Below are 21,908 nucleotides of genomic sequence, written 5' to 3'. Positions count from 1 at the left end.
CCACTTGACTCCCACTCCTTCATCAACTCAAACATCTTAGATTCCTTGCTCATCGCTCTTTTTGTGAACAAAAATCACTATTCAGAAAGCATACAGCAATACGCCCAACACCGAAGGGATACGTCCAATGAACACTAGAATATCAAACAAGCTTATTGAGTGCTACACAAAGACTGAAGCACTTGGAGACCTAGGTGTAGTAACAATAGTTGATAGGCACAAGTATCAATTTAACAACCCTAAAATTCTAGGCCCTTGGAATGATCCTGCGACTCTGGCTAAGAGTTACGGAAATTGACCCTATTTGATTAATTTACTATGCCTCGCCATCGAGACCCACCATCATGACTTTCATGCTCAATACCCTTAATAGAGGTTCGTTTTCCAATTTCACATTAAGCCCAGCACTTTCTAAAATTTCATAATCTCGATTCCAATCATAACCAGCATCTGCAAGCTCTTGCTTTACCATGTTACTAGCAGGTTCATTTTCAGTTTTCAGGAAATTAGAAACTTCTTTTCCATACTTCGAATCAATAAATTCGAAAATATCGGTTGGATAAAAAAGACCATTAGAGTAAACGATCGATTTTGAGTCAAAATGATCCTCAGAAAGTAAGTGATCCTCGACAACATCAATTCCTCCATCAAAGTGATTTATTGTTTCAAACTGATCATCATTAGATATTTTGATTAGCCCGATATTGTTTGACTTGGCAAATTCAATAGCTCCTTTCTGAAACCCCTTAGTAGTAACTACTATTCCTTTATGTGCTTTGAGTTCATCTATTACTGATTTAAAATATCCGATTTTCTCTCTTGTTACATTCGAATTCCAATGTTTGCATTCAACCAAAGTCAGGTAACTTACTCCACCTAGCGTAAATTTATAGTGTAGATCTATTTCAAATTCATTGCCTGATTTTGAAACAAGTTTTTTCCTGTGCTCTATTTTGGTCTTATCTTCTAAATCCTTCCTGAGAAGTCTTTCAAGATGTTTTTTGGTCAATAATTCAAAATCTTCTGGATCCATTCTATAGGGTTATTTAGAATTCGTCATTAAATCAAAATAAGTGTTCTATCATACCTCTACACCTTTATTCCTCAAATGTCTAATCAACATACCTGATGGACTTTGTGCTTTAGGGTTTAAGACTTTAGTATCTCCAAACAACATAAAACTATCTTTTGCACGTGATACTGCCACATTCAGCATGTTTACCCCTCGATCAAAAAAGAATGATCTTCCAGATTCATTGGACGCATAGACTGATGAGAAGATGATGATTGCGCGCTCAGCTCCTTGCAATGCATGTACAGTGCCAACCGTTAATTTTCTAGTATCAAAACCAGCTTTCTTAAGCATTCTTTTCAAGACATGCTTTTGAGCTGCAAACGGGGTAATGATACCAATGTGTTCTTCAAATTTTTTCTTTGGGTCTTTTGGATCCGTGTAAAACCGCTCAATTGTTTGTCTATTTTCAACAAGCCAATTGGCAATAGCGACCGCCTCTTTCTCATTTGAACGACTACCATTTTCACGTTTTGATTCACCCTCTACATGACTAAGTCCCAAAGCCGGCAGAGGATGCGTTCCAGACTGACTGGCCAACGTGCCACGTAAGGGCTTCAGTAAACCATGGTAGGCCAGGTCATTACAATAGGCAATGATTTCATTAAAACACCTGCGATGCTCCACTAGCATCATCCCCTTAGCTTCCTGTTTGGCAGCATGATAATATGAGGCGTTTTGAGCAAGTCTCATTATGCTGCCCGCACTAGCGGTAAATCCCTTGGTGTCAAATTCTTCAGATGTTGAATTATCTCTCAGAGCCTCAAATTTTAGAAGATTGGCATGATCCACAGGTTTTGGAATTTTCCAAATAGGATCAATCTGTTTAATATCTCCAACAACTAAAGCCTTTTTAGCCAGGGCAAAAGAGGCCACCCCTACTTCAGGTGTAACCTGTCCAGCCTCATCTACAATCAACAGATCGATGAATTCAAGCATCGGAAACTCAGGATAGGTACCATCTCCATATTTCTTGTAAATGAAGAATTTAGGAAGCATATAAAAGGTCGAAACGAAACAAGGGCATAGCATAGCATAACGCTGAAATCTCCTTCGCATATTTGGCTCACCGACCTTACGAAGAATGTCTTCTGCTATGGCTGTACCCACCTCCAAAATCCACCTGCCCTCCCAATAGTGAGTAGCCAAAAGGAATGCCTCATGTCTAAGGCCTTGATCCAACTCATTGAATAATGCTGGAGGATTCGATGTAATACCATTGGCAGATTTTAGCTTTGACCATTGATCATCCAAGGCAATAACCTTTTTTAGTAGATCGATCTTTGTCTGGAGCAATTCCTCAATCTGATTGACCATGTAAAAGTCTATTTCAGGAAGCTCCAAATTTGAGGTTTGGAATAACCGCTTATAGGGAATAGCTCTTTTCTCTTTGAAGAATTTTATGAATGAAAATAAAACGAGCCAAAATGATTCGGATTCTTTGATCCTATAATAGCCTTCCAACAAGCGCGAGAGTTCAACTACTTCCGCATCAATCGCCTGTCTATCCAAATTATTGTCCTTGAAAAGGATCAACGCTTTTGATTCAGAATAACTATTAAGAAGTTTTTTGATATCCTGATACCTCTCCCAACCGTTTTGAATTTCCTTTAATCGATTGTCTATTTGCTTCAGCTTCTGATGGAGGTGCTCCGTTGCTGAAGAAACATCATTAAAGGGTTTCCCAAAATGGCTCTCATTTTTACTTAAGAAATGCGCTCGGGCTTTTTCTAAAAATTCTTGAGTCTCTATTGATGATGGAAGTCCCATTCCGTTAGTTCGACTATAATGAACCCCTTCTTTTGGTTCTACAGAAGATGATGGAAGATACAATGCGTAACTACTGATGTCTGGAAGCCATCTTTCTGCTAGTAGCTCGTGTGTAGAATCTGCTTTGCTAAAGCTTTCAATAATGTTTGTGACCGCTTGATTGTTGGTAGAACTTGCAACCATGACAAAAGGATCATTGCCATGTAAAGCGGCCTTTACATATTCATGTGCGACCACACTCTGCAACAAAGTAGTTTTGCCTGTTCCCGGAGGACCATTTACCGCAAGAGTATCTCCCCTTTGAAGAGTAGAATAATGGATTAAACTCTGTCTTTGTGTAAATGATAAAGGGAACTTATCACTCATCTGCCCTAGATGTTTATTGATGAGTAATGGCCATTTACTCTCTTGTATTAATGCTTTGATATTTTGCCCTGTAGTATTGGAAGCATTGGTTAATAAAGCTGGTAGTGTATCTTCTCTTGACAACTGGTCATAAAGCTTTATGATACCATCACCAGCTCCATCCAATTTATCATCAATTGCGATGACTGCTTCATGCTTTACACTCAATTCTTCAAGTGATAGTTCGTATAGTCCTTGATCAGTTACTTTTTTGAAAATGGAGCTGATAAAATTCCAGTAATCGCTCCAGCTATCAATGTCTGGAATACCCTTGCTCATTGCTTTATCCACTCTGTCAACTGAACTCAGAAGTAAGAGTTGATCTTCCTGAATTGCTGGCTCAAGCACTCTTCTTATGAAAACAGGATACTTAACTTCAGGAATAATCAGTTTACCAAGTCTGTTTACTCCAGCATTTAACCAAAATGGATATACCTTATCTTTCTCAACGACTTTCTTAGCGTGCTCATACTTTGGAAGTACAGCAAAAGGAGACACAATTATTGAAACCTGATTGATTTCGATCCAATCCTCATCATCCTTATTCTCAATCCCTTTTTCTCTATTAAGCTTGAATTCGTACTTGTCAATGAGATCATTAACTTGCTTTGGGGGAAGAATTCCCTCACCCATATCAAGCTGCTCTAATTTGAAATGCTCCAGCTTTTGAAGATTCTGCTCCATGCGTTCTCCATCGGCCAGACTATTACGCCAATATTTAATCCAATTCTCTACCATCAATATTCAAACTACGTCATTTGTAATTTGAATGAAAACAATTGGAAACTTAACAAGTAAATTAAGTTTGTTTTAAAAATCAAGGCTCCCCCAACCTTTCAAATAAAAACCGCACAATCTCCGGACGGAGTAGTTTGGTGTGCTTGGTGTAGCCGAATTGCTTGAGATCGTCCAAGTACATGTGGATCCAGGCTGAGAAGGTTTTCGTGCAGACGTTGTACATAGCTGCCAGTTCGTACTTGTAGTAGGCTTTTATTTTTGGCAACTCCTCATCCTGAAGCGATACAGGCATGAGTTTGGTTTTATCATATGTTATGTCGGCACGTTGCTCCATCAGTATTTCAGGATTTTGAGTTCCGACTTCTTCCAACCTTGCTTCAGGGCTGCTGCCAGGGCTTGTTCAGCTTCTTTTCGACTGGCGTAGACTTTCGGTTTGGATTGTACGTGGTAGCGATCCTTAGCCGGAACATCCTTGGTAAAAATGGCATAGCCTTCTCCTCGTTTGATCTGCTTAGACTTTTTGTGAGACTTGCTTCTCTTGCTCAATAACTCGTTTGCCTCTTTATCAGCTTCTGCAGCAGTTGTATAAATAGCATGAACCTGGGACTCTTTGAGTCCTCCAAGCACCTGGCGAAACAAGCCTGCTAACGTATCCGGACGGCCATCGAAGACATCCACTTTTTCTGAATACTTAGTTGGTTTGTAGACTACATAGAGTTTATTGAGGTTCAGTTTCATAATTCTGTTTTTCAGTGTTACTCGTCCCAGCTTGGTAGAAGATCTCCGGAAGTGTGATCCTTGTCATAAGTTATTGTGGTAGGCTCATCAAAAATGTAAACTCCACCTACCGATTGTATAGCAATGCCATGTTTCGTAGAGATACGTTCCAGGTCTTTGACAAACTTTTGAAACCGTACTTTTTGACTTTGTTTTTTCATAGGTGAATGATTTTAAGATGTCCGGATCTGTCGATGTACCCAAGTGTATTAGCCGGTTTACATTCTTCAGGGATTAGTTCTTCGCCTAGTGTATTCCCAACAAAACCACCTAAGAGAATATAAGGGTAGTAATCCTCGATCTTCATCTGCTTTGCCAGCAGAAATCCAGTCATACTTCCGATCAATGCCAGTCCTGCTTTCTTTGTATTCTTAGATAACTTCATAGCGTTGACGGTTAATTACTGAGTTGGCAATGGCCGCTACTGATGAGGCAACAACTGAAGTCCAGGCAGCCAAGCTCAGGTTTCTTCTGCGTTCATCCCGAAAGTCGATCAAGGTTAAGGTGAATCGGTTACCGTATTTGTCTCGATGGAGCCTAGCCAGATCCATAAAGAAGAAATAGTCTACAGCATTCGCAAAGACCAGGCAGCCTGCAGAGAAGTGGTCAATAGTCTTGGATACTCCGGATTCATTAGCTCGGTGAATGTTAATACCGAATCTTCCTGTATCAGGCTGCCCACTTTCAAACCAGTTGAAAATACCTCCCCGGTTATAATTTCGAATGACGGTAACATCCTTTACCTGTACCAATGCTTCATAAATACCTCGATGAAGACCCAGGGCATAGCCGTCCACGTACTGCCCCTTTTTTAGAAATGCTGTGCCCTGTGGATGCATTGGATTATCTAACCAATACTGTCCCGGATCTGTAGTCGCAGGAAAGACATGATACACCCATTTGCCCTGGCCATTTTTGTAAAACACATGGATTTCGTCATCAAATCGATTGCTACGAACAAACTTGCTACGGTACGCCACAATGTTTAATTCATACGGCCGCTCGAACAACCGATAGTTTTTACTTAGTAATATTTGCCGGGTCTTACTTAACATCTATGATCAGTCTATGAAATCGGCCACCGCCCATACCTGCCGTTGTAGCCTTCTTTTGCGATATACACCATCTCCTTCCCGAGAACCATCATCGTTAGTATTGCCCTCTACAGTGATAACCCATTTGGCTTGCCATTTCTCAACAAAACCAATATGAGCTGGTCGTTTTAATCGGTCGAACCAGATTAAGAATACATCTCCGGATTGAGGAAGCTGTTTGATAAATTCTCCTCGCTTGTAGATAAGATTTTTCTCAAGGGCGTAGCTGGGTACCCAGGCACTTCGGGGATGATCAATACCCACCTGCTGGTAACACCAACTCACGAATGCAGCGCACCAGGCATAACCGGGACCAAAGTTTACAGCAGCCAGATACTGCTCAACTTGAGTACCTCGATTAGCTCCGCCTTGCTCCTTTACTCCAACTTGACTTTGGTAGATCGTTTGTAGCTGCTCCCTTTTTTGCTCAGTAGTACTTAAGCTTTTGTCAAAGGACCCTACAGGGTTCTGGCCAGCAACACTACCGCAAATAAAAAAGCAAAGAATATGAAGGTAGAGAGTTTTAGCTTTTGCCATGGTTCGATTCGTTTAAAGTCTTGAGCAAATTGATTATCGAGATAGTCTTCAGGAGTTGGCCAGATCAGTTTCATCAGGATCCTCACGATACCGTGAAGAATGAATAGCCCTATGATGGCGAACAGGTAAACCTGAAACACTCCGGCATCATAGGTGGCGGCTGTTGGATCCATACGCCTGAGTAATATCGGACTGTAACTCCACAACAAGAGTCCTACAGCTATGGAGAACAGTTCTCTCCATACCTTAATGTAATTCCATAATTGCTTTAATCTTTCCATAATTAGATGAGTTTTAAGTTTTGAGTGGGAGCATAAACAGTAACTCCATTTTCTGTTAAAATTTGGGATACACCCTGACGATTATTGGTCAGGTAGCCTACTACTGTATTAGGCTCAAGAGCAGGCAGTATGTAATTCCCATCACTATTCTTCAGCAGTGTGGGCATTTCGGTGATTACCAAATCGAGTGCCCGACTGTCCTGAAGATAATTTTGAAACTCTTCCTGCGATTCAAATTCTCCCAATCCGGATAGTGTCCAGACACCTTGGGAATTCTGTTTCAATCCCATTCTGCGAAATTCAGCTCGTATTTTGACCTTTGCTGGCTCGTTACTTTTGAAAGCTACACTCAGCAAAGCATTGACCGGTGTGGTCACTTTTACCCTGCCAACACGAGCATTCGTAAAATGACTTCTCACAGCGAGATAATCGTTGGTGTCTTGCATTTGCTTCAGCGCATTGAGGACTGCAAACAGGTTTTTGCTGTTTGCTCCTTTTATTAGCTCCTCAGCTATTGTTTTGTTGCTTGCATTTGCTGGAGCAGAGCCACCACCAGTGATTTGAGCAAACACGCTTTGCGATACAGTGGTAGGAAACCCTCCGGCACGGAGCGCTCTTTCAGTACCAGATCCAAATACTCCATCGGGTGTACCATCAGGACGAATACTTGTGCTTCTGATATTGGAAGCCGCCTGACCACCCAACCGCAACAACCCATTTTGTAGCTGCATCACCAGACTTCCACGAGAACCTTTTTTCAATGGAAAATCACTGGAAGTGCGTATTGGTGTCCGAGAAGGGGTTGGAAGTGAAGGAATAATATTGTTGACCGTAAGCGATTGCCCTCTGTCCATCAGCTTTCGGTCTTGCAGGTAATTAAAAAGCAGGTAGCCCCCGCCCAATACCGCTCCAGCGCCAATGCCATAGACTATGTACTTCTTCCTAAGTTTTGCCTGTCTCTCAGGATCTATCTTTTTTGGTGGTGACTTTTTAACAGGTACTTGTTTTATTGCCATTTTATTAAGGTTTTGAGTTGATAATCTGCATGGCCAATCCATACTCTTCACTATCCAATTCATCTCGCAGGTCAGCTGCCAGGTTTTTACCATACAAATCCCGATAAGCGCGCTGGACTTTTCTAAAAGCAGCTTGTGTAGGAATTGCTTCCAGTGTGATAAAAAGTATTTCTTCATTGGTGCCCCAGCCAAAGGAGTTATCATTTTCAAAGGCCTTCTTTAGCTGTGTGGCAAAAGCTGCAGGATTTCCTTCTACCAACGCATCTTGTTCCCTGACGTTTTTCTTGAAGTTTTTCACAATCCCACGAATGCCAAGGAATACACCTACTCCAGCCCCGGTTGCCAATAGGGCAGTAGTCAGCTGACCTCCCAGGTTAATTCTGGGACGGTTGCTATAAGCGGCTTGTATGGCTGTGGCAGCTGGTAACATTATTTCCTAACACCAATTTTCATTTTCACCACATTCCTGGCAAAGGCATCTGTCCTGAAGATTTTTTCCATTTTAATGATGCCTTCAGCTCCGAAGGTGGTAATCATTGTTTCAAAGGCCTTCTTTACCTGACTGGCCTCCACCTGATTTTTTGCTTTTAGTTTGATCTGTAGATTGAATTCTTCCATTAGGCTTCTTGATTTTGCTCTTGCTCTTTTGCTGCTTGCTTTTGTTGAGCGTTTTTGACTTTTGAGAGTTGGTTGAGGTAGTAAATGACCTTACCTATTACTGTGTCGTCCTGCTGAATTTGCTCACCAAGCTGGGAGATCATTTGAATGATTTGCTCAAATTGCTCGTCATCAAATAGCTCTCGGAAATACTCAGCTATGTTGAGCAGGTTTTGCTGCTCTTCGGAAAGTTGACCAGCAGCCGGTAGCTGACCAGGCTCTTCTCCTGAGAGCTCACCAAGTGTAGCAGCTAATCCTTGCATTTCCTTGGGGTACTTCTTTGCTAATCCACTAACTGCTCCGGGCAGGAGCGCTTTTCCCAGCTCCACCAGTCCTAGTTTTTTGACCAATTCCTCTATCTCAGATTCCTTATCTTCTATTTGGGCTGTAGCTTTTTCGAGTTCCCTTTCAAGCTTGTTGATCTCTTTCTCATTAGCAATCACCTCTTTCTTCAGGTCTTCAAAATCTCGCTTGAGTAATTCATCACGGAGCATGCCACTCACCTGATCATGAATACCACTTAGCGTTTCTTCTTTGCTGGTAGACATTTCCTCCAGCTTGTTTTTGAGTTGCTCGTTTTCAATACTCAACTTTTGAAGAGCTAGTTTATCCTCAAAGGACTGAAACGGCATTTGCTCGGTGGCCATAGGTGCAGGTAATTGAGTTTGATCTTCATTGCGAAGTACCTGAAGATGCTGTTGCGCCCCGTTTAACTTGTATTTTACATAAGCACTCTCGCTATCAATGCCGAGTCGCTCCATTTCTTCGTACTGCTCATCCGAAAGTCTTACTGAACCGGGCTTCCTGTGTCGCTCTTCCATCAGTCAATAAGTATTACTTGTAGAAACCTCACTTTCTTCTGTTGAGAGGATTTATTAGTGATGATAATTGAATCAGCATGCTCATGAATATTCTCAGAAAGTGATGGATTTGTATAATCATATTCTCCCAGATCCGAAGAGATGCTCACACCATCTTCCACATTGAGCAGAAACCAGATTTCATTATAAGCTGCCTGCTCGATTTGCTGATTAGGTTCGAGATTCAAGTCCTGAAAAACCATTCGATAATTCCGAAACCCTCTTTCCTCAACGCGCTGAGGCATATATCTTATGGCCAGCTCTTCAGTCATTCTCCAATAATTCAGGTTGTTCTTCTACCACTAGCCAAAGTTTTACTTCATAGGGTGGCGAGCCTATACCAGCATCTTTATATGATCCGGTTATATAGTCACCGCTGATTTCAATATCCAATGGATGGATAGGGATATTGGCAATGGGTTCGTTGAGTTCCACTTCATTGCCTGTATTATCCAGGTCATAAGAAAGCAGGTACCGATCTTGCTTCAGCCGGTCATGATCGCGTTCTACAGTAGTAACTTCTATAACAAAATTCTGAAATTCTACTCCTCTCGGACTAAAGATTGAAACGTCTCCTAAGTACATTTTTTCATTAGTATTCATCATCCTCTTCATCATCATCCGAATCACCACCATCGCCTGAATCTTTGATCAGACATACTTGCACATTTTCCCATTCATCAGCGATACTTTCCCAAACCCAGTAGTCTTCTTTAAAATCCGTCCATTGATCCCGGATCTCCATGACTATTGGTTTGGGAAACTCATTGAAATACCCATTTATGGTCAGATAGAAATAAGATCCTAACCGTTTGGGTAGTGCGAAGTACAGCTTCTCACCGTAGCGTACCGAAACATCGAAGCATTGCTCGTCTACATCCTGATAGAATTCCTGATTCAGCCCAATGATCAATTGCTGGGTGATCGGTACATCAGGAGCGCTTCCCAGATAAATCCGATTGTGATGCATTACCTGTGAGGGTGCATCATGAGTCACAATCACACCTACGACTTTTCGGGAGCGATAAGGGATCTTTACCTTGAAAGTCTTGTATTGATTCGCTGCATCCACGCTCAAGGAGATGGGAACGAACGTTCTTTTTATCAAGTGTTGTGTACCCTCACCTGCTATTTCTTCGCTATGAATGCCTCGAATCATACCTCTTCTTCAATTAATAAAGCCAAGGTTACCTGGTACCCATTTCCCAAGTTGGCTCGCTCATGATTAGTGTCCTGGTACCGAACCTTCACAGAGAGATCACCTGGCAGCACTTCGCCTAAGTCAAAGAACCGATCTCGCGGAGCTACACTGATGCTGGAAACCAGTATTTTGCTGTCGAATCCTTCCGGGAAAAGCTCATCGCCACCAATCTCTATTTTTTGGGTTCCCCGATAATAGAGCTTGTTGGGAAAGTCAGAAGTGAGCTGTAACCCTTTGACAAATTTTGTCTTCTTGGGCAATTCCCAATTCGAAGGTGAAAAGAGCTTATTGGCCTCATTCACCTGAAAAGAAAAAGTCTTCCTGATCTCCCTTGTATCCTTCTCCATAATCTACTTCAGATTATGCAGGAACAGTAGAAGTGCCAGCCAATAATACTTTTACCAATGTTTTGTCGGGAGCATCATCGCCCAGCTCGATCATGAATTCGAATTCTTCATCATCCCTCACAAACCTTGGGTTTTCAAGGTAGTAGGTGCCAAGATTGACCTGCATGTTGTTGTCGGTCACAAATTCTTGCATCGGTCGCTCATCCACTATGATCTTTTTGTTAGCCATGAATGTCCATACTCCGTTTTGTAATCCTGCTACTGCTTTGATAGAATCAAAGTTGGTAGACTTGATGAGCTGCTTCCAGGCGGTATCCGACTGTGGAATGTCTCCTTCGAATACTTTCGCCAAGAGTGTGATTCGGTTGCACAGAAAAAGCCTGTCTTTCGGAAGTTTGGATTGGGTAACATTGGTCACGCCAATTTCCTTGGCATCCTGTGTCTCAAACATGTGGATGGTCGCTTTATCTCCCCCGTACTTTATCGCATAGTAGGCACTATCTGATAGTTGGAGTCGCCCTTCCTTAATTCCTTCAGCTACTTTGACCATGGCCGGGTCATGTTTTTTACCAGCTTCCCTCAAGGAAAGGTGAGCATTTACGATTTCGAGAAATTGTTCTCTTGAATTTTTACGCATCATGTATTTAAGTTTTAAAATGAAATTAATTTTTAGATTGATTATGCAACAGCATTTAGCTCCAGCGCATCTGTTCCTTCCAGCTCCAGTATCTCCGGATTGCCGAAAGCTCCTAAGTCAGCGCCCTGAAATGGTTCTTCCTCTTCTTCCAGTTCGAGAGGGCTTTCCTCTATGATTTCATCGACATTCCCCTCTTCCAATTGTCGGATAATATCATCTACTTCAGAAGTGTCAAAATCTTGAACTTCACCTATATCCTGAATCGGATCATCCAGCATAATCACAGTGCCGTCTTCCAGTTCGCCTAACCCCAGCTTCTCACCAAGTGAGGGAGATAGCTTATCGAGATACACCTTTTTACCGAGGGCTTTCAATGAAGCTAATGCCCTGTTCTTGGCATTGCCGATTTCATCCTGAAACCCATCAATGCCTGATACATTGGGGTCTGGCTGTGATCCAAAACCATTTGAAGCTACCATACCTACACCTGCAGAGGTGAGCCAGTCTTGTTGATACCAGGCTCCTCCAAATATTGTGGCGGCACCAATCCACAGCGAGTGTCTACCCACTGCGGATCCTGCCACCATTCCGACCAGCCCGGAACCAAGATTTTTACCCGTTTCGATGAAGCTATTTTTTACGTTTTCTGTCTTTTCCATTTTCTTGTATTTGTTATTGATGTGAGGTTATAGCAGAGCCGTAGGTACGAGCTTTTCTTTTTTCTTGCCTTGCGATTTTCGCTTTGATATGGTCTTACCTTCTCCTTTGAATCTGCCTTTGGAGTCACGTTCACGGTTACTGCCCATACCGATTCCTTCTACTGGCTTTTCTTCCTTTTTTCTAGACTGTTTCACAACATAGAATACTCCGCCACCCACAACCAGAACACCTGCACCAATAAATAGGGCGGTCTTGTTTTTTTGTAGAAAGCTTTGTTTTTCTTCAGTTGGCTCAACAACGGTAGCGGGCAAAGCGGTACTTGCAGTACGGCTAACAGCTGATGACGGACTGGAAGTAGGCACACTAGAAGGAGTTGGTGTCCTTCTTACTGTTGAAGTAGGTAAAGAAGTCGGTCGGACAGATGAAGTAAATCTCGTGAGCGATCTGGGTACTGATCTGGGGAGTTGTCTTACAATTGGTGCGGGTGCTGCACCTCCCGATGTTCTGGAGGAAGGAACTAAAGACCTGGCTTGGCTAACCGTGTTAGTGACCCTATTCCGAATTTGCTTTGCATCCTCGACTACCTTTTTTCCTTTATCAAATACACCAGTAATTTTGTTGAGTATAGCTGCCACGGATCCTACTGCTCCTGAAGCTGCTGCTATTGCTGAACCAGTTACTACTACTCCCAACCCTTCCATTTCTACCGTGCCTTGCAGCATGGATTCTATCTCATCAGCATCCATTTCAATGACGATTCGCTCAAATGGATCGGCATAGTCATCGGTAAAGTCCAGGGGACTGCCCAGCTCGATACCGCTCAGTGGTACGGACTTGTCTTTGTTCCCTTTTCCAGTGAGAATAGCTTTTTTGAGATTGCTGCTTTTGCCTCCTGCTAATTCGTAAATCTTATTAGCTTTCGAGATTGCACCCTTTAGTTTGGAAAAGCCACTCATGCTCATTCCTCTCTTTCTGGCTTCCACATCACTGAGATAACCAAATCGCAACCTTTCGGCTACTTTCATGAGGTTGATCTTCATGGCCAGTAAGAAGCCATTTCTTAACAAGATGGTCGCTGGATTGAGAAACCGATTGAAAGTCTTAACTACTGGCTTGAGGATTTTCTTTCCGGTAAACTTTGCAGCCTTTTTGACGCCCCTACTTACCGGGCGAATCACCTTTTTGCCTACAAACCTTGTAGCTTTCTTCAAGCCTCTTCCTATCTTCTTAAAGAAGCCAAGCTCTCCAAGGCCATCTACCACATAGAGGTTTTCTTCTGCATCTGCATACATGACTACATTGCCATCTTCATCCAGAATTTCATAGGCAATTTCTGGTTCATGTACATAACCAAGTGCTTCCAGAGCTTCTATTTGTTGGCCATTCATGCCTTCTTCCTGAAGCAGTTCAAAGTCTATATCCTGGATGTCAAGATTGTCTAAACCCGATCCTTCTAATCCTTCCAGTGCAAGTCCGTCCAAACGATGTAATTCCATAATTACTAGGTTAAAATTTGTGTTAGTTTATATGCTCCCAGACCTACTCCAAAAGCCAGTAATATCTTTCCGGCCAGTCCAGTCTTGATTTTCTTGGTCGTAGTGATAATGGGTGTTTCAAAGGCTTTTACCTGCACTACTTCTGTCGCTGGTTGCTGCTTTATATCTGTTTTCACCACTCTGGGCGATGATTTTTTTGAGGGAATAAATGGCTGAGTTGATTCTGACTGAATAGCTACTACTGGCTTCCGTTTTGGTGTACTTTCAGCAGCAACACGTCTTAATGGCAATACACCTCTTCTTGTTCTGGGACTATCCAGCCCATCGATTAAAAGGTCAAGAGAATCTACCCCGCTAATTCCCTCTAATCCATTAATTTCTCCTACTGGTGTTGGATCATCCACATCAAAATCTCGAAAGCCGGAGAATGGAACTTCGTAATCAAATTGATCAGTCACACAATCCATGGTTATATGAGCACCACCATTTGGTACGATTGGATAAATGTGCTGATAGTGCTGTTTACCTCCATACTTTGTGATTCGAAGCTTATGAGGGATGTTCAGATTAGTAAGAATACTGGAGATGAAAACAGAGTAGCAATCGCAATCAACTCCTTTTTTTCGGTCGGCCCAGGCGCGAGAAGGTCTTCTTACTTGCTCCACTCCGGTTTTATCTCTGGCATACTGGATGTGGTTGTAAACAAAGTCCCAGATATTCTTGCAGGTTGATTCAAGATCTGAACCCATGAGATGGCTGGCCAGCAGCTTGGTATCCGATTTGGTTTCAGGAACCAGTTGTTTGATCAGGTTGATAGTGTGGTGCAGCCTGGCTTTCCCTTCCGGGCGAATTACTGAATCTTGTTCAACACTCCTTGGAATGATTTTATCAAACTGATAACCTGGGCGAATATGTCGTTTTCTTAGTGCCTTCATCAAATAGTCAGTTTGATTAATTCCTGCTGTTCATAAGGAATACCATTGATCTGCGTAGAAGTAGTGGCTAGCAGGTCTAGGGAGACTTTTTGTCCACTTCGTATTTTTTGAACGATATCTGCACCCAGCACCTGGATGAGTGTAAGCCAGCCTGCAGACTGGATGGCCATATCAAAAGTTTTCTCGCTATTCTCGGATAATTGAATGGTCTCATTCTTTACAGTTGATGACCCAATGGATACGTCTTTATGGGTGAGGTTTAGAAAGGGGAATTGAATGGCTAATGCCACAGGGTTGGGATTCTGTAGTCTGATACTCGCTTTCAACTCAATACCGGAAAGCCCGACTCTATTGACCTTCAGAGAAGTTCTGGTCACTATGGTTTGAGAGGCTTTTTGAAGTCTCAGCAAATACCGGCCTGCAAAAAATGCAGCCGCTCCACCTGCAATCCATTTGAGCATAATCGTAATGATTTACTCAAATATTGATTACGCTATTTTTAGAAAAAAGTGAGCTTGTGAAACTGAGGAGAACCTTTGATTAATTGGTGACACATTGGTTTTTGAATCAATTAAGGGGGCTTTGAAGCGTCTTTCCTTGATCAGGTGGGAAGGTTTGGTTCTCTTGAATTATTTGAACTGGTCTCTTCAAGATTTAGGTTGTATTTTGGAGGTATGTTTCATTCACTTCGATTCAAAAGCAAATCAGAACTCGCTCAAGAAATGGGGATCAGTCGCGAGACGTTGAGGAAAAAGCTTAAGGAGATTGAGGGGCTGGAGACCGGTAGACGACAGCTATTATATCCGAGGGAGGTCAAAAGGATTTATCAGGAGTTTGGATAATTCACTACCTTTTTGAAGCACCATCAATTAATTCATAAACGCTTCGACATTTTCCAGCTTCAATCCATTCTATTAGCTCCGATTTTTTGAAGTAGAGTTTCTTTCCACGTTTATAAAAGGGGATCTCATTCTTGCTTGTTCTACCATACAGAGTGGGCAGTGCATCTCCAAGAAAATCAGCCGCTTCTTGGGGACTAAGAAAGTTCTCTTCTTTGCTTTCAATGGCTGTTTTATCTGATTGCAGCTTTTCCAGCAGGCTTTCTATTCTATCCAATCGCTGCAATATCACTTCAAAAGGATTTTCCATAAATTCAGTTTTTCATCATTTGCTCCTTAACCTTATTGCCTACAAATTCTGCAAAATCCTTGATGTTATGACGAACACTTGCCTCTTCGAGTGCCTCCATGTAAACCTTGCGTTCTTTGACTTCAATAATGGTCCATGGATAGCCACCAGATGCCAGCATGGTGTTCATTAAAAAACGAGCCATTCGGCCATTACCATCCATATAAGGATGAATGTAAACGAAAATAAAGTGACCCAACAAAGTCCTTACTGATGCTTCTGGCTCTTCCTCTAGGAGTTCGAAAAAAGCAGGCATGGCATCTCTTAGAGCGTCTCTGTTCAACGGAACATGCTGTGAGTTCTTGATGTAAACAGGACCATTTCTGTATCCTGCTAAATCGGAAGGTTTTAATATACCTGCTGCTACACTCGGTGCAAACAATTCCCTGTACCAGCCACCATGATCTGCATCAAGTATCTGACCAGCATTTTTGCCCGATAGTACTTTTTTGATGGACGCTTTGACTAACTGAAAGGCCTGCCAATATCCTCTTGCGGCCATGGCGTTTCTTTGCTGCAGATCTTCTTCGTTTTGCTCCGGATTCCAGGATCCACTTCTGACTCTTTCGATGAGTTCTTCAGTAACCATATATCCTTCTATGGATAATGAATTGTAAGCATCCGCCACAAAAATATCTTCTACACTTTTGATATACTTCTCTTTGTCATTTGGCAGTCCGGGAGGCTCAGGAAAGTACTCCAACACGATCTCACGCATATCAGACCACATCATACTGATCCGATTTACATAAGGTGATTTTTCTCTGAGGTTGAAAGCGGAAGGCGTTTGTTGATCAAATGGATCTTGCTCCCTGATATCATATCCGGCAGAACGCATCGTACTCACTATGTCATCCGCTATTCTGGTATTGCCGATATTTCTAAATGCACCTGAAAGCCGACCAGCTATCACAGAATGCCCCCCAGTAAGAAGTGGATCCAATACCTGAGAAGCATCTCTCATAAGAGCAAGTGCAGTGCGAGCATCTATCGATGAGCGTGTAAACAGGGATGGCGAACATTGGATTAAGGCATGTGGCAAGGAAAGAATACGAATACCGTTAATCGATTCTATTGCGGTATCATCAGGGAGTTTAGATTTTATGTCAAAAATCGATGTGCCGAAAAGTAGGTCTGTGCTATTGTTGTTGGCTTCAGGAGATCTCACTAAAAGTTGTTTCGGTATAGACCAATTACCACTGTGAATGGCAATGGATTGTTCGGGTGAGAGTACCCAATTGTCTGAAAACCGGTCGTTCAAATAGGCTTTAGAAAACTCCCAAAATGAAGCATACCATGAAGTACTATCACCCTTTTTATCGTCTGGCTTAGTGGGTATATACCATCCTTTAAGAACACTCTTGATGAATCCGTTGGCGATAAGTCGCTCCCGATGCGTTTGTGTTAAATCACTGCCTTTGATTGCAGCATTCCCTTTGCTTTGTAATTCCTTGAGTATTTCAAGTGAGCTTGCCAGTTTTTCTGAGGGAGTGGCCATAGTACACTAATTAGTTTTTTCTAATGTACGATAATTAGTTTTTATTAACGAATGAATACACGTTTATTTTACCGTACATTAATTAGTTTTTTCATTACCTAGTTAATGAACCTTCATGTGGCCATTCAATGCTTTGATCGAATGGAAGCCTTTTCCGCACTCATTACACTCAAAGTCGTCTTGTTTACTTAACCCGTTTACCTCTTTGTTTACGGGCTTGTAAACAGGCCTTTTCTTAACGGACTTCTTGTTTTCGGCTACTTTTTCCACAAATAGCTCTGCATAACTATAGCCGGTAAACGCAAGAACTCCTGCTAAGAATACTTTTGTGAAGCCTATCACATAAAGCTCTGGAATGAACCCAAAGGGGTTGAAATAGAGCAGGTTGATCACAAAAGCAAAGCAGGCATAGAGCTGAGGCTTCTTTTTGATATAATGAATCGTAAAGACTAGAATAGTCAGATCGAAACTGATGGCATAGAAAAGAGAGTAGATCCTCTTGACATAGTCATTACCCTCAAACGGAGATATCTTATAGAACAACTCATGTGAGTGCATGATCATGGGTATTGTGCCAGCGATAACAACCAGAAATATGAATTTACGAGAGTATAAAAACTCCTCCAATTGCTCGAAAAACCCACTTTTTATATGATTATCAATATTCATAATACTCTTTTCATAAGGTGAATCAAGAACCAGTCCACTCAGATGAAGTTTGCGCAAGACCAAATCAGATTAAACTCTGACACCTCTTTTATACTTGGCGAGCTCTCGACCGTTTTCCTGATTCTCATAAATGATGGCTGTTTCCCACTTTCCACTGAATGTTTCCAAGAGCATTTTCTCCAATCTCCGAATACCAAGAGCCATATTGGGTTTGGCTTTCTTATGAGATCGGTCCCTGGAATAGAAAGTCCTCGAATTGCCATCATAAAACCATACGATACATTTAGTCATAGCTATTTCAATAGACTTTTCAGACATCATGGCTCTTTCTGTTTGTCAGGGTTAAAATGGCCGGTCAATGACAAGTAGTAAGACCTCAAGAGATCAGGATCCCTCATCTTCCTTAAGCGTTGTTCATGGGTTTTAAAAAGCTGCAATCTTGAGAGCGTTTTGTATCTTCCTCTTCCTTCCTCATGTAGTTTCTGCTCTCTCCTGATTTTTTGCAGTTCCAACTGCTTCCTGATTTCTATTTTCAAAATCTCGCGCTTTACCAGCCAGTCAAGCGTTTTTTGAAATCCATTCTTTTCATTGTTGGGGTTGAAGTAAACATGAGGCGCGGGTATCCAGTGATTAGGGGATCTATCCAACCATTTACGAACCATCACTATTCGTTCCAAGGCTTGTTCATGATAAGTATTCCACTGCTGAAATGAACCCGGACTCGAAAATTTGAGATAAACGGCAGCCCAAATTTTGTTCATGATGTCTCTTTCTTCAGGATCACTGAGGATCAAATCAGGATAGAGGATTTTCCGGGCAAACTCCCAGAATTGCTTCACCAAAACAAGTAAGGAAATGCGATCTGCCTCATCAGAATTATTTTTCTGACTTTCTGAGGCAGATTTCGCATTTTCCCCCGTGTTCATGTAAAGTTCATGTCTTGTTCCTGTGGGTTCGTCACGACCCTTCTGTCGGGACAACCCATCACCGTGAGCCTTTGGGCGAGCACCTTTTACATTGTCCACAGTGCTATTATTATTATCATGTTCATGAGGTTCATGAACTAAAGGGTGAAAATTTTTCTCTTTAGAGAGTGAAAAAGGCTCCCTAGGCAAAATTTTCACGTAATTCTCTCGAAGTGAGACTACATCTTTCTGGCCATGAAATAGAATGTCCGGATTGATCCACAGCTCAATGCCATTTGCACCTTGATGTTCCTCTTGGATAATAAATCCAGACTGTTTAAGCCTTTCCTTATGATTGATGATCGTTCTCTTCGTACAGCCTTTGCATGAAGCCAAACTGGAATTATATGTTTTAAAGCCAATCGTTTCTCCCTCTTGCATGCTATATGGACGACTGTTGAGCTGTTTGAGGTATAACCTAACGATCAATTCTGCGGTAGCCCGATGGTTCGCATTGAGCTTACTAGTTATTTTACCTTGACCCTTGTTGTAAGTATCAATGAACTCTTTGGTTTTGGTAAAAACCATATAAAAATCGAAGTGCTGGTATGGCTTTTCTGAGTTTAGCATTTAGCCTTTATCCTTTTCAGCTCCTCCAAAGAGCTAATGATTGCCTTAAAGATTACAACTCGAGTCATAAAAGGGTTTTCAAACAGATATGACCTCTGATGTCCAAACTCCAATGTCAACGAATCATATATCCGCTGATTCTCGGAGCATTCGGACTGAAGAAATTCTATTTGTGAAACCAACTCTTCCATCTATTGAAAAGTAATTTTTTGACCATCTATTACCTGGTTTACGAATCTCACCAGTTGTACAAAAGAAGGTTCTTTAATTAAAGCTGTCCTTTTTCTTCTATCATAGTATCCATCAAGCAGCTTACATTTAAGGAACAAACCAAGTTCTCTTGGGCTCCAGTTGAAGTTGGCAGCTACTTCAGGATATTTTTCAATTAACTCTGTCGGGCTTAAATAATGAGTGTTTGGCATAGCTGGTACTGTTTAATTAAATACTATCTTGAAATATTCATAATAAAAAATTATCAGTAAACTTAGGAGTTTGAGAGTATTGAAAGTACGTTAACCAACATTTTCATTTGCTTCGTAGGCAAATCTCTCCAGCTCGGAAACGTGAATTGACCAAGTGCCACCAGGGCGATCTTGTCGGGCCTTTAATCTTCCAGTGTTGCAGTAATGCACCACAGTACTGTATTTTAATCCAGTGGTCTCAGAAAACTCCTTTGGTGAAAAGAATTCCTTGGTATTTAGATTATTGGAAATCACCTTTCCAATGTCATTGATCAACCTTTCATAAAGTCTTTCTAAATCCCTGCGGGTAACTATCTGATTAAGATCTTCTGCTGTCATAGTTTAACAATCAATTCGACTGCTAAATAAGTCATCATTCCGTGGCGCAAAAAGGCCAATACCGGAGGGGTATTATACACATAGTGGGGGAGGTTGGGGGAGCAATTGCAAACACAAGTGTCTGGTTTACAGAATGTTTACAAAACCATTTTTTTTAAAGAAAATTGAAAAAAGAATAATTGATTGCCTCGACTAGGGTATTTTGCTACTTTTGCAACTTTAATTGGTTGAATAGCTATATGACCTTACGGCTTTCTCAACCGTAGAAAAAGGTGGTTTTTACCACTTATAAAGCATAAAATTTGCTGGCTCCGTAGTTCAATGGATAGAATAGTGGTTTCCTAAACCGTAGATGCAAGTTCGATTCTTGCCGGAGCTACCACTTTTTTAGAAGCTAAAATTGAGTTCACTAACTGTTCACTAATTTTTCAGAGTAAAGTTTTAACTTATTGATTTTCAAATAGTTAAAACTTGATAAAAAATGTTTCCTAAACCGTAGATGCAAGTTCGATTCTTGCCGGAGCTACTTCTTTTTTACGAATTCAGATCAATTTCCTTGATTTTTTAAAGAACAAACCTTTCTAACGCCATTTTCACTCTAGCTGATGAACTTGAAGTGAGGTTTAAAGTTGAAGATTCATTAAGCTTTGACGTGAGATCTTCGAGAGTAGAAAGTCAGCAAAAAGGCTGCCTTGAAAACTTATGTCCTTCAGAATTAAGGACAACATGGTATTAGTATCTATTTCCAACTTACTCAGCCTTAACTGTGTCATAACTAATAATAGCTCTATCGTCCGTAACCATGAACCTAATTAAAACCATTTTTCCTTTCCTTTTTAGCTTTTTAGTATTTTTTGGTTGCAATGATAACGATACTTCCCCATTGAGTCTTGAAGTCTCCACTGCAGATCAGGTATTAAGAATACATAACGGACTAGAATCCAAAGTTTATTATTTTATAGTGGAGAGAGCTGACGCTGAATTGATCAACTGGGCTCCAAGTGTTGATGGAAACGCTCCTTGTATTGAACCTAAAAAGTCCGTTGAGATCCAATTCGAAGACATACAGGGATATGATAATGATGCGGAAGAAGTCATTGTATATTATTGGATGGCAATGGATGAAAATGGATCATTGGTTCCCGGAGAAATCCAATCCCTTGTCGTGGGCCTGTAGTAGTTTCTCAGGGTTACGACGTAAAACGATCCTTGATATTAACCGCATAGCGGCCAATGAAGCCAATGAGTGAGTTTATTGCATTTTTATTGAAGCTGGTAATTCAAGGGAAAGTATGACATAGATTACCTTCATTCTATAGAAAAGGCGCAAATAACTATTTCATATTTACGCCTTTTTGTTTAGGAGTAGTCGGTTTGATTGATTCATTTAGACGCTGAAGGTCGTCATGAACCTGTTTAAACCGTTGAAAATTAATTTTTTATGTTTTTATTTTAGTCATCAAATACGTTGATATGAGACATGGTGACTCTTCCGATTGCCTCTAGTTCTTTACTGCTAAGATATTCACCGGGCTTGAACTCTCCCTCTTTTATTTCTGCATTTAATTCCAGGTTAAGAGCCTCTTTAAACTCTCCCACAGTGAAAAAATTGAAATCGATTCCTAATCTTTGTCCGATCTTTTCAGCATCACTGTCACTGATTTGTTCTAACGCTTTCATCTTGGTTTATTTTTAATATAACTTATTCGATTATTGATCATTCACATGGATTTGA

31 protein-coding genes and 1 tRNA gene are annotated in these 21,908 nt (G+C 41.3%); 2 read left to right on the top strand and 30 right to left on the bottom strand.

The genetic code is table 11. The features are described 5' to 3' along the window. Positions 1–316: 316 nt before the first annotated feature. The 29 genes from FNH22_RS20010 to FNH22_RS19865 form a co-directional block, all read right to left on the bottom strand. On the bottom strand, positions 317–1,033 hold the full coding sequence (locus FNH22_RS20010; protein ID WP_143400211.1) for a restriction endonuclease: 717 nt from the start codon (positions 1,031–1,033) through the stop codon (positions 317–319). Between the two features lie 48 nt (positions 1,034–1,081). Then, positions 1,082–3,985 (bottom strand): AAA domain-containing protein, encoded by a 2,904-nt coding sequence (locus FNH22_RS20005; RefSeq protein WP_143400210.1) that lies wholly within the window; start codon positions 3,983–3,985, stop codon positions 1,082–1,084. Between the two features lie 79 nt (positions 3,986–4,064). Then, the gene (locus tag FNH22_RS20000) at positions 4,065–4,319 is read right to left on the bottom strand and encodes a DUF4248 domain-containing protein (protein WP_221420313.1); all 255 of its coding nucleotides are present in this window, start codon (positions 4,317–4,319) and stop codon (positions 4,065–4,067) included. Continuing rightward, a complete protein-coding gene (locus FNH22_RS19995) occupies positions 4,319–4,723 on the bottom strand; it encodes a hypothetical protein (protein ID WP_143400209.1) in 405 nt (134 codons plus the stop codon). The genes FNH22_RS20000 and FNH22_RS19995 overlap by 1 nt, the downstream gene beginning before the upstream one ends. A 17-nt stretch (positions 4,724–4,740) precedes the next feature. After that, positions 4,741–4,923, bottom strand: coding sequence for a hypothetical protein (locus FNH22_RS19990; RefSeq protein WP_143400208.1), 183 nt, complete (start codon positions 4,921–4,923; stop codon positions 4,741–4,743). Then, positions 4,920–5,147, bottom strand: coding sequence for a hypothetical protein (locus FNH22_RS19985; protein WP_143400207.1), 228 nt, complete (start codon positions 5,145–5,147; stop codon positions 4,920–4,922). The genes FNH22_RS19990 and FNH22_RS19985 overlap by 4 nt, the downstream gene beginning before the upstream one ends. After that, positions 5,134–5,817, bottom strand: coding sequence for a hypothetical protein (locus FNH22_RS19980; RefSeq protein ID WP_143400206.1), 684 nt, complete (start codon positions 5,815–5,817; stop codon positions 5,134–5,136). The genes FNH22_RS19985 and FNH22_RS19980 overlap by 14 nt, the downstream gene beginning before the upstream one ends. 6 nt (positions 5,818–5,823) lie before the next feature. Continuing rightward, positions 5,824–6,393 carry a CHAP domain-containing protein gene (locus FNH22_RS19975; protein WP_143400205.1) on the bottom strand — a complete coding sequence of 190 codons (570 nt, stop codon included), beginning with the start codon at positions 6,391–6,393 and terminating at the stop codon, positions 5,824–5,826. Beyond that, complete coding sequence (locus FNH22_RS19970; protein WP_143400204.1) at positions 6,315–6,674, bottom strand: hypothetical protein; 360 nt, start codon at positions 6,672–6,674, stop codon at positions 6,315–6,317. The genes FNH22_RS19975 and FNH22_RS19970 overlap by 79 nt, the downstream gene beginning before the upstream one ends. A 2-nt stretch (positions 6,675–6,676) precedes the next feature. Next, on the bottom strand, positions 6,677–7,690 hold the full coding sequence (locus tag FNH22_RS19965) for a peptidoglycan-binding protein (RefSeq protein WP_143400203.1): 1,014 nt from the start codon (positions 7,688–7,690) through the stop codon (positions 6,677–6,679). Between the two features lie 4 nt (positions 7,691–7,694). Further along, a complete protein-coding gene (locus tag FNH22_RS19960) occupies positions 7,695–8,120 on the bottom strand; it encodes an annexin (RefSeq protein WP_143400202.1) in 426 nt (141 codons plus the stop codon). Then, positions 8,120–8,308 carry a hypothetical protein gene (locus FNH22_RS19955; RefSeq protein WP_143400201.1) on the bottom strand — a complete coding sequence of 63 codons (189 nt, stop codon included), beginning with the start codon at positions 8,306–8,308 and terminating at the stop codon, positions 8,120–8,122. The genes FNH22_RS19960 and FNH22_RS19955 overlap by 1 nt, the downstream gene beginning before the upstream one ends. Next, positions 8,308–9,168, bottom strand: coding sequence for a hypothetical protein (locus FNH22_RS19950; RefSeq protein WP_143400200.1), 861 nt, complete (start codon positions 9,166–9,168; stop codon positions 8,308–8,310). Before FNH22_RS19950 ends, FNH22_RS19955 begins: the two co-directional genes overlap by 1 nt. Beyond that, entirely contained in the window at positions 9,168–9,479 is a 312-nt protein-coding gene (locus FNH22_RS19945) for a hypothetical protein (RefSeq protein ID WP_143400199.1), read from the bottom strand. The genes FNH22_RS19950 and FNH22_RS19945 overlap by 1 nt, the downstream gene beginning before the upstream one ends. Further along, positions 9,472–9,792 carry a hypothetical protein gene (locus FNH22_RS19940; RefSeq protein ID WP_143400198.1) on the bottom strand — a complete coding sequence of 107 codons (321 nt, stop codon included), beginning with the start codon at positions 9,790–9,792 and terminating at the stop codon, positions 9,472–9,474. Before FNH22_RS19940 ends, FNH22_RS19945 begins: the two co-directional genes overlap by 8 nt. 7 nt (positions 9,793–9,799) lie before the next feature. Further along, positions 9,800–10,366, bottom strand: coding sequence for a hypothetical protein (locus tag FNH22_RS19935; RefSeq protein WP_143400197.1), 567 nt, complete (start codon positions 10,364–10,366; stop codon positions 9,800–9,802). Beyond that, positions 10,363–10,755 carry a hypothetical protein gene (locus FNH22_RS19930; protein WP_143400196.1) on the bottom strand — a complete coding sequence of 131 codons (393 nt, stop codon included), beginning with the start codon at positions 10,753–10,755 and terminating at the stop codon, positions 10,363–10,365. The genes FNH22_RS19935 and FNH22_RS19930 overlap by 4 nt, the downstream gene beginning before the upstream one ends. A gap of 13 nt (positions 10,756–10,768) precedes the next feature. Beyond that, complete coding sequence (locus FNH22_RS19925; protein ID WP_143400195.1) at positions 10,769–11,395, bottom strand: hypothetical protein; 627 nt, start codon at positions 11,393–11,395, stop codon at positions 10,769–10,771. 38 nt (positions 11,396–11,433) lie between these two features. Then, positions 11,434–12,051 carry a hypothetical protein gene (locus FNH22_RS19920; RefSeq protein ID WP_143400194.1) on the bottom strand — a complete coding sequence of 206 codons (618 nt, stop codon included), beginning with the start codon at positions 12,049–12,051 and terminating at the stop codon, positions 11,434–11,436. Between the two features lie 27 nt (positions 12,052–12,078). Next, on the bottom strand, positions 12,079–13,548 hold the full coding sequence (locus FNH22_RS19915; RefSeq protein WP_143400193.1) for a hypothetical protein: 1,470 nt from the start codon (positions 13,546–13,548) through the stop codon (positions 12,079–12,081). 5 nt (positions 13,549–13,553) lie between these two features. Next, positions 13,554–14,483, bottom strand: coding sequence for a hypothetical protein (locus FNH22_RS19910; RefSeq protein ID WP_143400192.1), 930 nt, complete (start codon positions 14,481–14,483; stop codon positions 13,554–13,556). After that, positions 14,483–14,944 (bottom strand): hypothetical protein, encoded by a 462-nt coding sequence (locus FNH22_RS19905; RefSeq protein ID WP_143400191.1) that lies wholly within the window; start codon positions 14,942–14,944, stop codon positions 14,483–14,485. The genes FNH22_RS19910 and FNH22_RS19905 overlap by 1 nt, the downstream gene beginning before the upstream one ends. 385 nt (positions 14,945–15,329) lie before the next feature. Further along, positions 15,330–15,632: a helix-turn-helix domain-containing protein gene (locus tag FNH22_RS19895; protein ID WP_143400189.1), complete on the bottom strand. Its 303-nt coding sequence runs from the start codon at positions 15,630–15,632 to the stop codon at positions 15,330–15,332. A 4-nt stretch (positions 15,633–15,636) separates the two neighbouring features. Then, complete coding sequence (locus FNH22_RS19890) at positions 15,637–17,169, bottom strand: Fic family protein (RefSeq protein ID WP_143400188.1); 1,533 nt, start codon at positions 17,167–17,169, stop codon at positions 15,637–15,639. Between the two features lie 102 nt (positions 17,170–17,271). Next, a complete protein-coding gene (locus FNH22_RS19885; RefSeq protein ID WP_185154324.1) occupies positions 17,272–17,895 on the bottom strand; it encodes a C2H2-type zinc finger protein in 624 nt (207 codons plus the stop codon). A 12-nt stretch (positions 17,896–17,907) separates the two neighbouring features. After that, entirely contained in the window at positions 17,908–18,159 is a 252-nt protein-coding gene (locus tag FNH22_RS19880) for a hypothetical protein (protein WP_143400186.1), read from the bottom strand. Beyond that, positions 18,156–19,373: a hypothetical protein gene (locus tag FNH22_RS19875; RefSeq protein ID WP_143400185.1), complete on the bottom strand. Its 1,218-nt coding sequence runs from the start codon at positions 19,371–19,373 to the stop codon at positions 18,156–18,158. Before FNH22_RS19875 ends, FNH22_RS19880 begins: the two co-directional genes overlap by 4 nt. 191 nt (positions 19,374–19,564) lie before the next feature. Further along, a complete protein-coding gene (locus FNH22_RS19870; RefSeq protein ID WP_143400184.1) occupies positions 19,565–19,795 on the bottom strand; it encodes a hypothetical protein in 231 nt (76 codons plus the stop codon). Positions 19,796–19,885: 90 nt separating this feature from the next. Then, on the bottom strand, positions 19,886–20,173 hold the full coding sequence (locus FNH22_RS19865) for a helix-turn-helix domain-containing protein (RefSeq protein ID WP_143400183.1): 288 nt from the start codon (positions 20,171–20,173) through the stop codon (positions 19,886–19,888). A gap of 307 nt (positions 20,174–20,480) precedes the next feature. Here FNH22_RS19865 and FNH22_RS19860 point away from each other — a divergent pair. Both FNH22_RS19860 and FNH22_RS19855 read left to right on the top strand, forming a co-directional pair. Further along, positions 20,481–20,555: transfer RNA gene (locus tag FNH22_RS19860), tRNA-Arg, on the top strand. 420 nt (positions 20,556–20,975) lie between these two features. Further along, the gene (locus FNH22_RS19855) at positions 20,976–21,350 is read left to right on the top strand and encodes a hypothetical protein (RefSeq protein ID WP_143400182.1); all 375 of its coding nucleotides are present in this window, start codon (positions 20,976–20,978) and stop codon (positions 21,348–21,350) included. A gap of 275 nt (positions 21,351–21,625) precedes the next feature. On the opposite strand, the gene FNH22_RS19850 is transcribed toward FNH22_RS19855, so the two are convergent. After that, the gene (locus FNH22_RS19850; protein WP_143400181.1) at positions 21,626–21,853 is read right to left on the bottom strand and encodes a hypothetical protein; all 228 of its coding nucleotides are present in this window, start codon (positions 21,851–21,853) and stop codon (positions 21,626–21,628) included. Positions 21,854–21,908 lie beyond the last annotated feature (55 nt).

The sequence above is a fragment of the Fulvivirga sp. M361 genome (genome assembly GCF_007097395.1).
GTDB lineage: Bacteria > Bacteroidota > Bacteroidia > Cytophagales > Cyclobacteriaceae > Fulvivirga.
Note: the sequence above shows the minus strand (reverse complement) of the source record. Positions and strands in the feature narration are given on the sequence as shown.

Coding starts and splice junctions, on each gene's coding strand:
- FNH22_RS19990 (WP_143400208.1), bottom strand. CDS start 4,923: ATGAAAAAACAAAGTCAAAAAGTACGGTTTCAAAAGTTTGTCAAAGAC.
- FNH22_RS19995 (WP_143400209.1), bottom strand. CDS start 4,723: ATGAAACTGAACCTCAATAAACTCTATGTAGTCTACAAACCAACTAAG.
- FNH22_RS19945 (WP_143400199.1), bottom strand. CDS start 9,479: ATGACTGAAGAGCTGGCCATAAGATATATGCCTCAGCGCGTTGAGGAA.
- FNH22_RS19865 (WP_143400183.1), bottom strand. CDS start 20,173: ATGACAGCAGAAGATCTTAATCAGATAGTTACCCGCAGGGATTTAGAA.
- FNH22_RS19895 (WP_143400189.1), bottom strand. CDS start 15,632: ATGGAAAATCCTTTTGAAGTGATATTGCAGCGATTGGATAGAATAGAA.
- FNH22_RS19965 (WP_143400203.1), bottom strand. CDS start 7,690: ATGGCAATAAAACAAGTACCTGTTAAAAAGTCACCACCAAAAAAGATA.
- FNH22_RS19880 (WP_143400186.1), bottom strand. CDS start 18,159: ATGATGTCTGAAAAGTCTATTGAAATAGCTATGACTAAATGTATCGTA.
- FNH22_RS20010 (WP_143400211.1), bottom strand. CDS start 1,033: ATGGATCCAGAAGATTTTGAATTATTGACCAAAAAACATCTTGAAAGA.
- FNH22_RS19980 (WP_143400206.1), bottom strand. CDS start 5,817: ATGTTAAGTAAGACCCGGCAAATATTACTAAGTAAAAACTATCGGTTG.
- FNH22_RS19975 (WP_143400205.1), bottom strand. CDS start 6,393: ATGGCAAAAGCTAAAACTCTCTACCTTCATATTCTTTGCTTTTTTATT.
- FNH22_RS19850 (WP_143400181.1), bottom strand. CDS start 21,853: ATGAAAGCGTTAGAACAAATCAGTGACAGTGATGCTGAAAAGATCGGA.
- FNH22_RS19930 (WP_143400196.1), bottom strand. CDS start 10,755: ATGGAGAAGGATACAAGGGAGATCAGGAAGACTTTTTCTTTTCAGGTG.
- FNH22_RS19950 (WP_143400200.1), bottom strand. CDS start 9,168: ATGGAAGAGCGACACAGGAAGCCCGGTTCAGTAAGACTTTCGGATGAG.
- FNH22_RS19890 (WP_143400188.1), bottom strand. CDS start 17,169: ATGGCCACTCCCTCAGAAAAACTGGCAAGCTCACTTGAAATACTCAAG.
- FNH22_RS19960 (WP_143400202.1), bottom strand. CDS start 8,120: ATGTTACCAGCTGCCACAGCCATACAAGCCGCTTATAGCAACCGTCCC.
- FNH22_RS19855 (WP_143400182.1), top strand. CDS start 20,976: ATGAACCTAATTAAAACCATTTTTCCTTTCCTTTTTAGCTTTTTAGTA.
- FNH22_RS19955 (WP_143400201.1), bottom strand. CDS start 8,308: ATGGAAGAATTCAATCTACAGATCAAACTAAAAGCAAAAAATCAGGTG.
- FNH22_RS19985 (WP_143400207.1), bottom strand. CDS start 5,147: ATGAAGTTATCTAAGAATACAAAGAAAGCAGGACTGGCATTGATCGGA.
- FNH22_RS19870 (WP_143400184.1), bottom strand. CDS start 19,795: ATGCCAAACACTCATTATTTAAGCCCGACAGAGTTAATTGAAAAATAT.
- FNH22_RS19910 (WP_143400192.1), bottom strand. CDS start 14,483: ATGAAGGCACTAAGAAAACGACATATTCGCCCAGGTTATCAGTTTGAT.
- FNH22_RS20005 (WP_143400210.1), bottom strand. CDS start 3,985: ATGGTAGAGAATTGGATTAAATATTGGCGTAATAGTCTGGCCGATGGA.
- FNH22_RS19970 (WP_143400204.1), bottom strand. CDS start 6,674: ATGGAAAGATTAAAGCAATTATGGAATTACATTAAGGTATGGAGAGAA.
- FNH22_RS19875 (WP_143400185.1), bottom strand. CDS start 19,373: ATGCTAAACTCAGAAAAGCCATACCAGCACTTCGATTTTTATATGGTT.
- FNH22_RS20000 (WP_221420313.1), bottom strand. CDS start 4,319: ATGGAGCAACGTGCCGACATAACATATGATAAAACCAAACTCATGCCT.
- FNH22_RS19940 (WP_143400198.1), bottom strand. CDS start 9,792: ATGTACTTAGGAGACGTTTCAATCTTTAGTCCGAGAGGAGTAGAATTT.
- FNH22_RS19915 (WP_143400193.1), bottom strand. CDS start 13,548: ATGGAATTACATCGTTTGGACGGACTTGCACTGGAAGGATTAGAAGGA.
- FNH22_RS19935 (WP_143400197.1), bottom strand. CDS start 10,366: ATGATTCGAGGCATTCATAGCGAAGAAATAGCAGGTGAGGGTACACAA.
- FNH22_RS19905 (WP_143400191.1), bottom strand. CDS start 14,944: ATGCTCAAATGGATTGCAGGTGGAGCGGCTGCATTTTTTGCAGGCCGG.
- FNH22_RS19925 (WP_143400195.1), bottom strand. CDS start 11,395: ATGATGCGTAAAAATTCAAGAGAACAATTTCTCGAAATCGTAAATGCT.
- FNH22_RS19920 (WP_143400194.1), bottom strand. CDS start 12,051: ATGGAAAAGACAGAAAACGTAAAAAATAGCTTCATCGAAACGGGTAAA.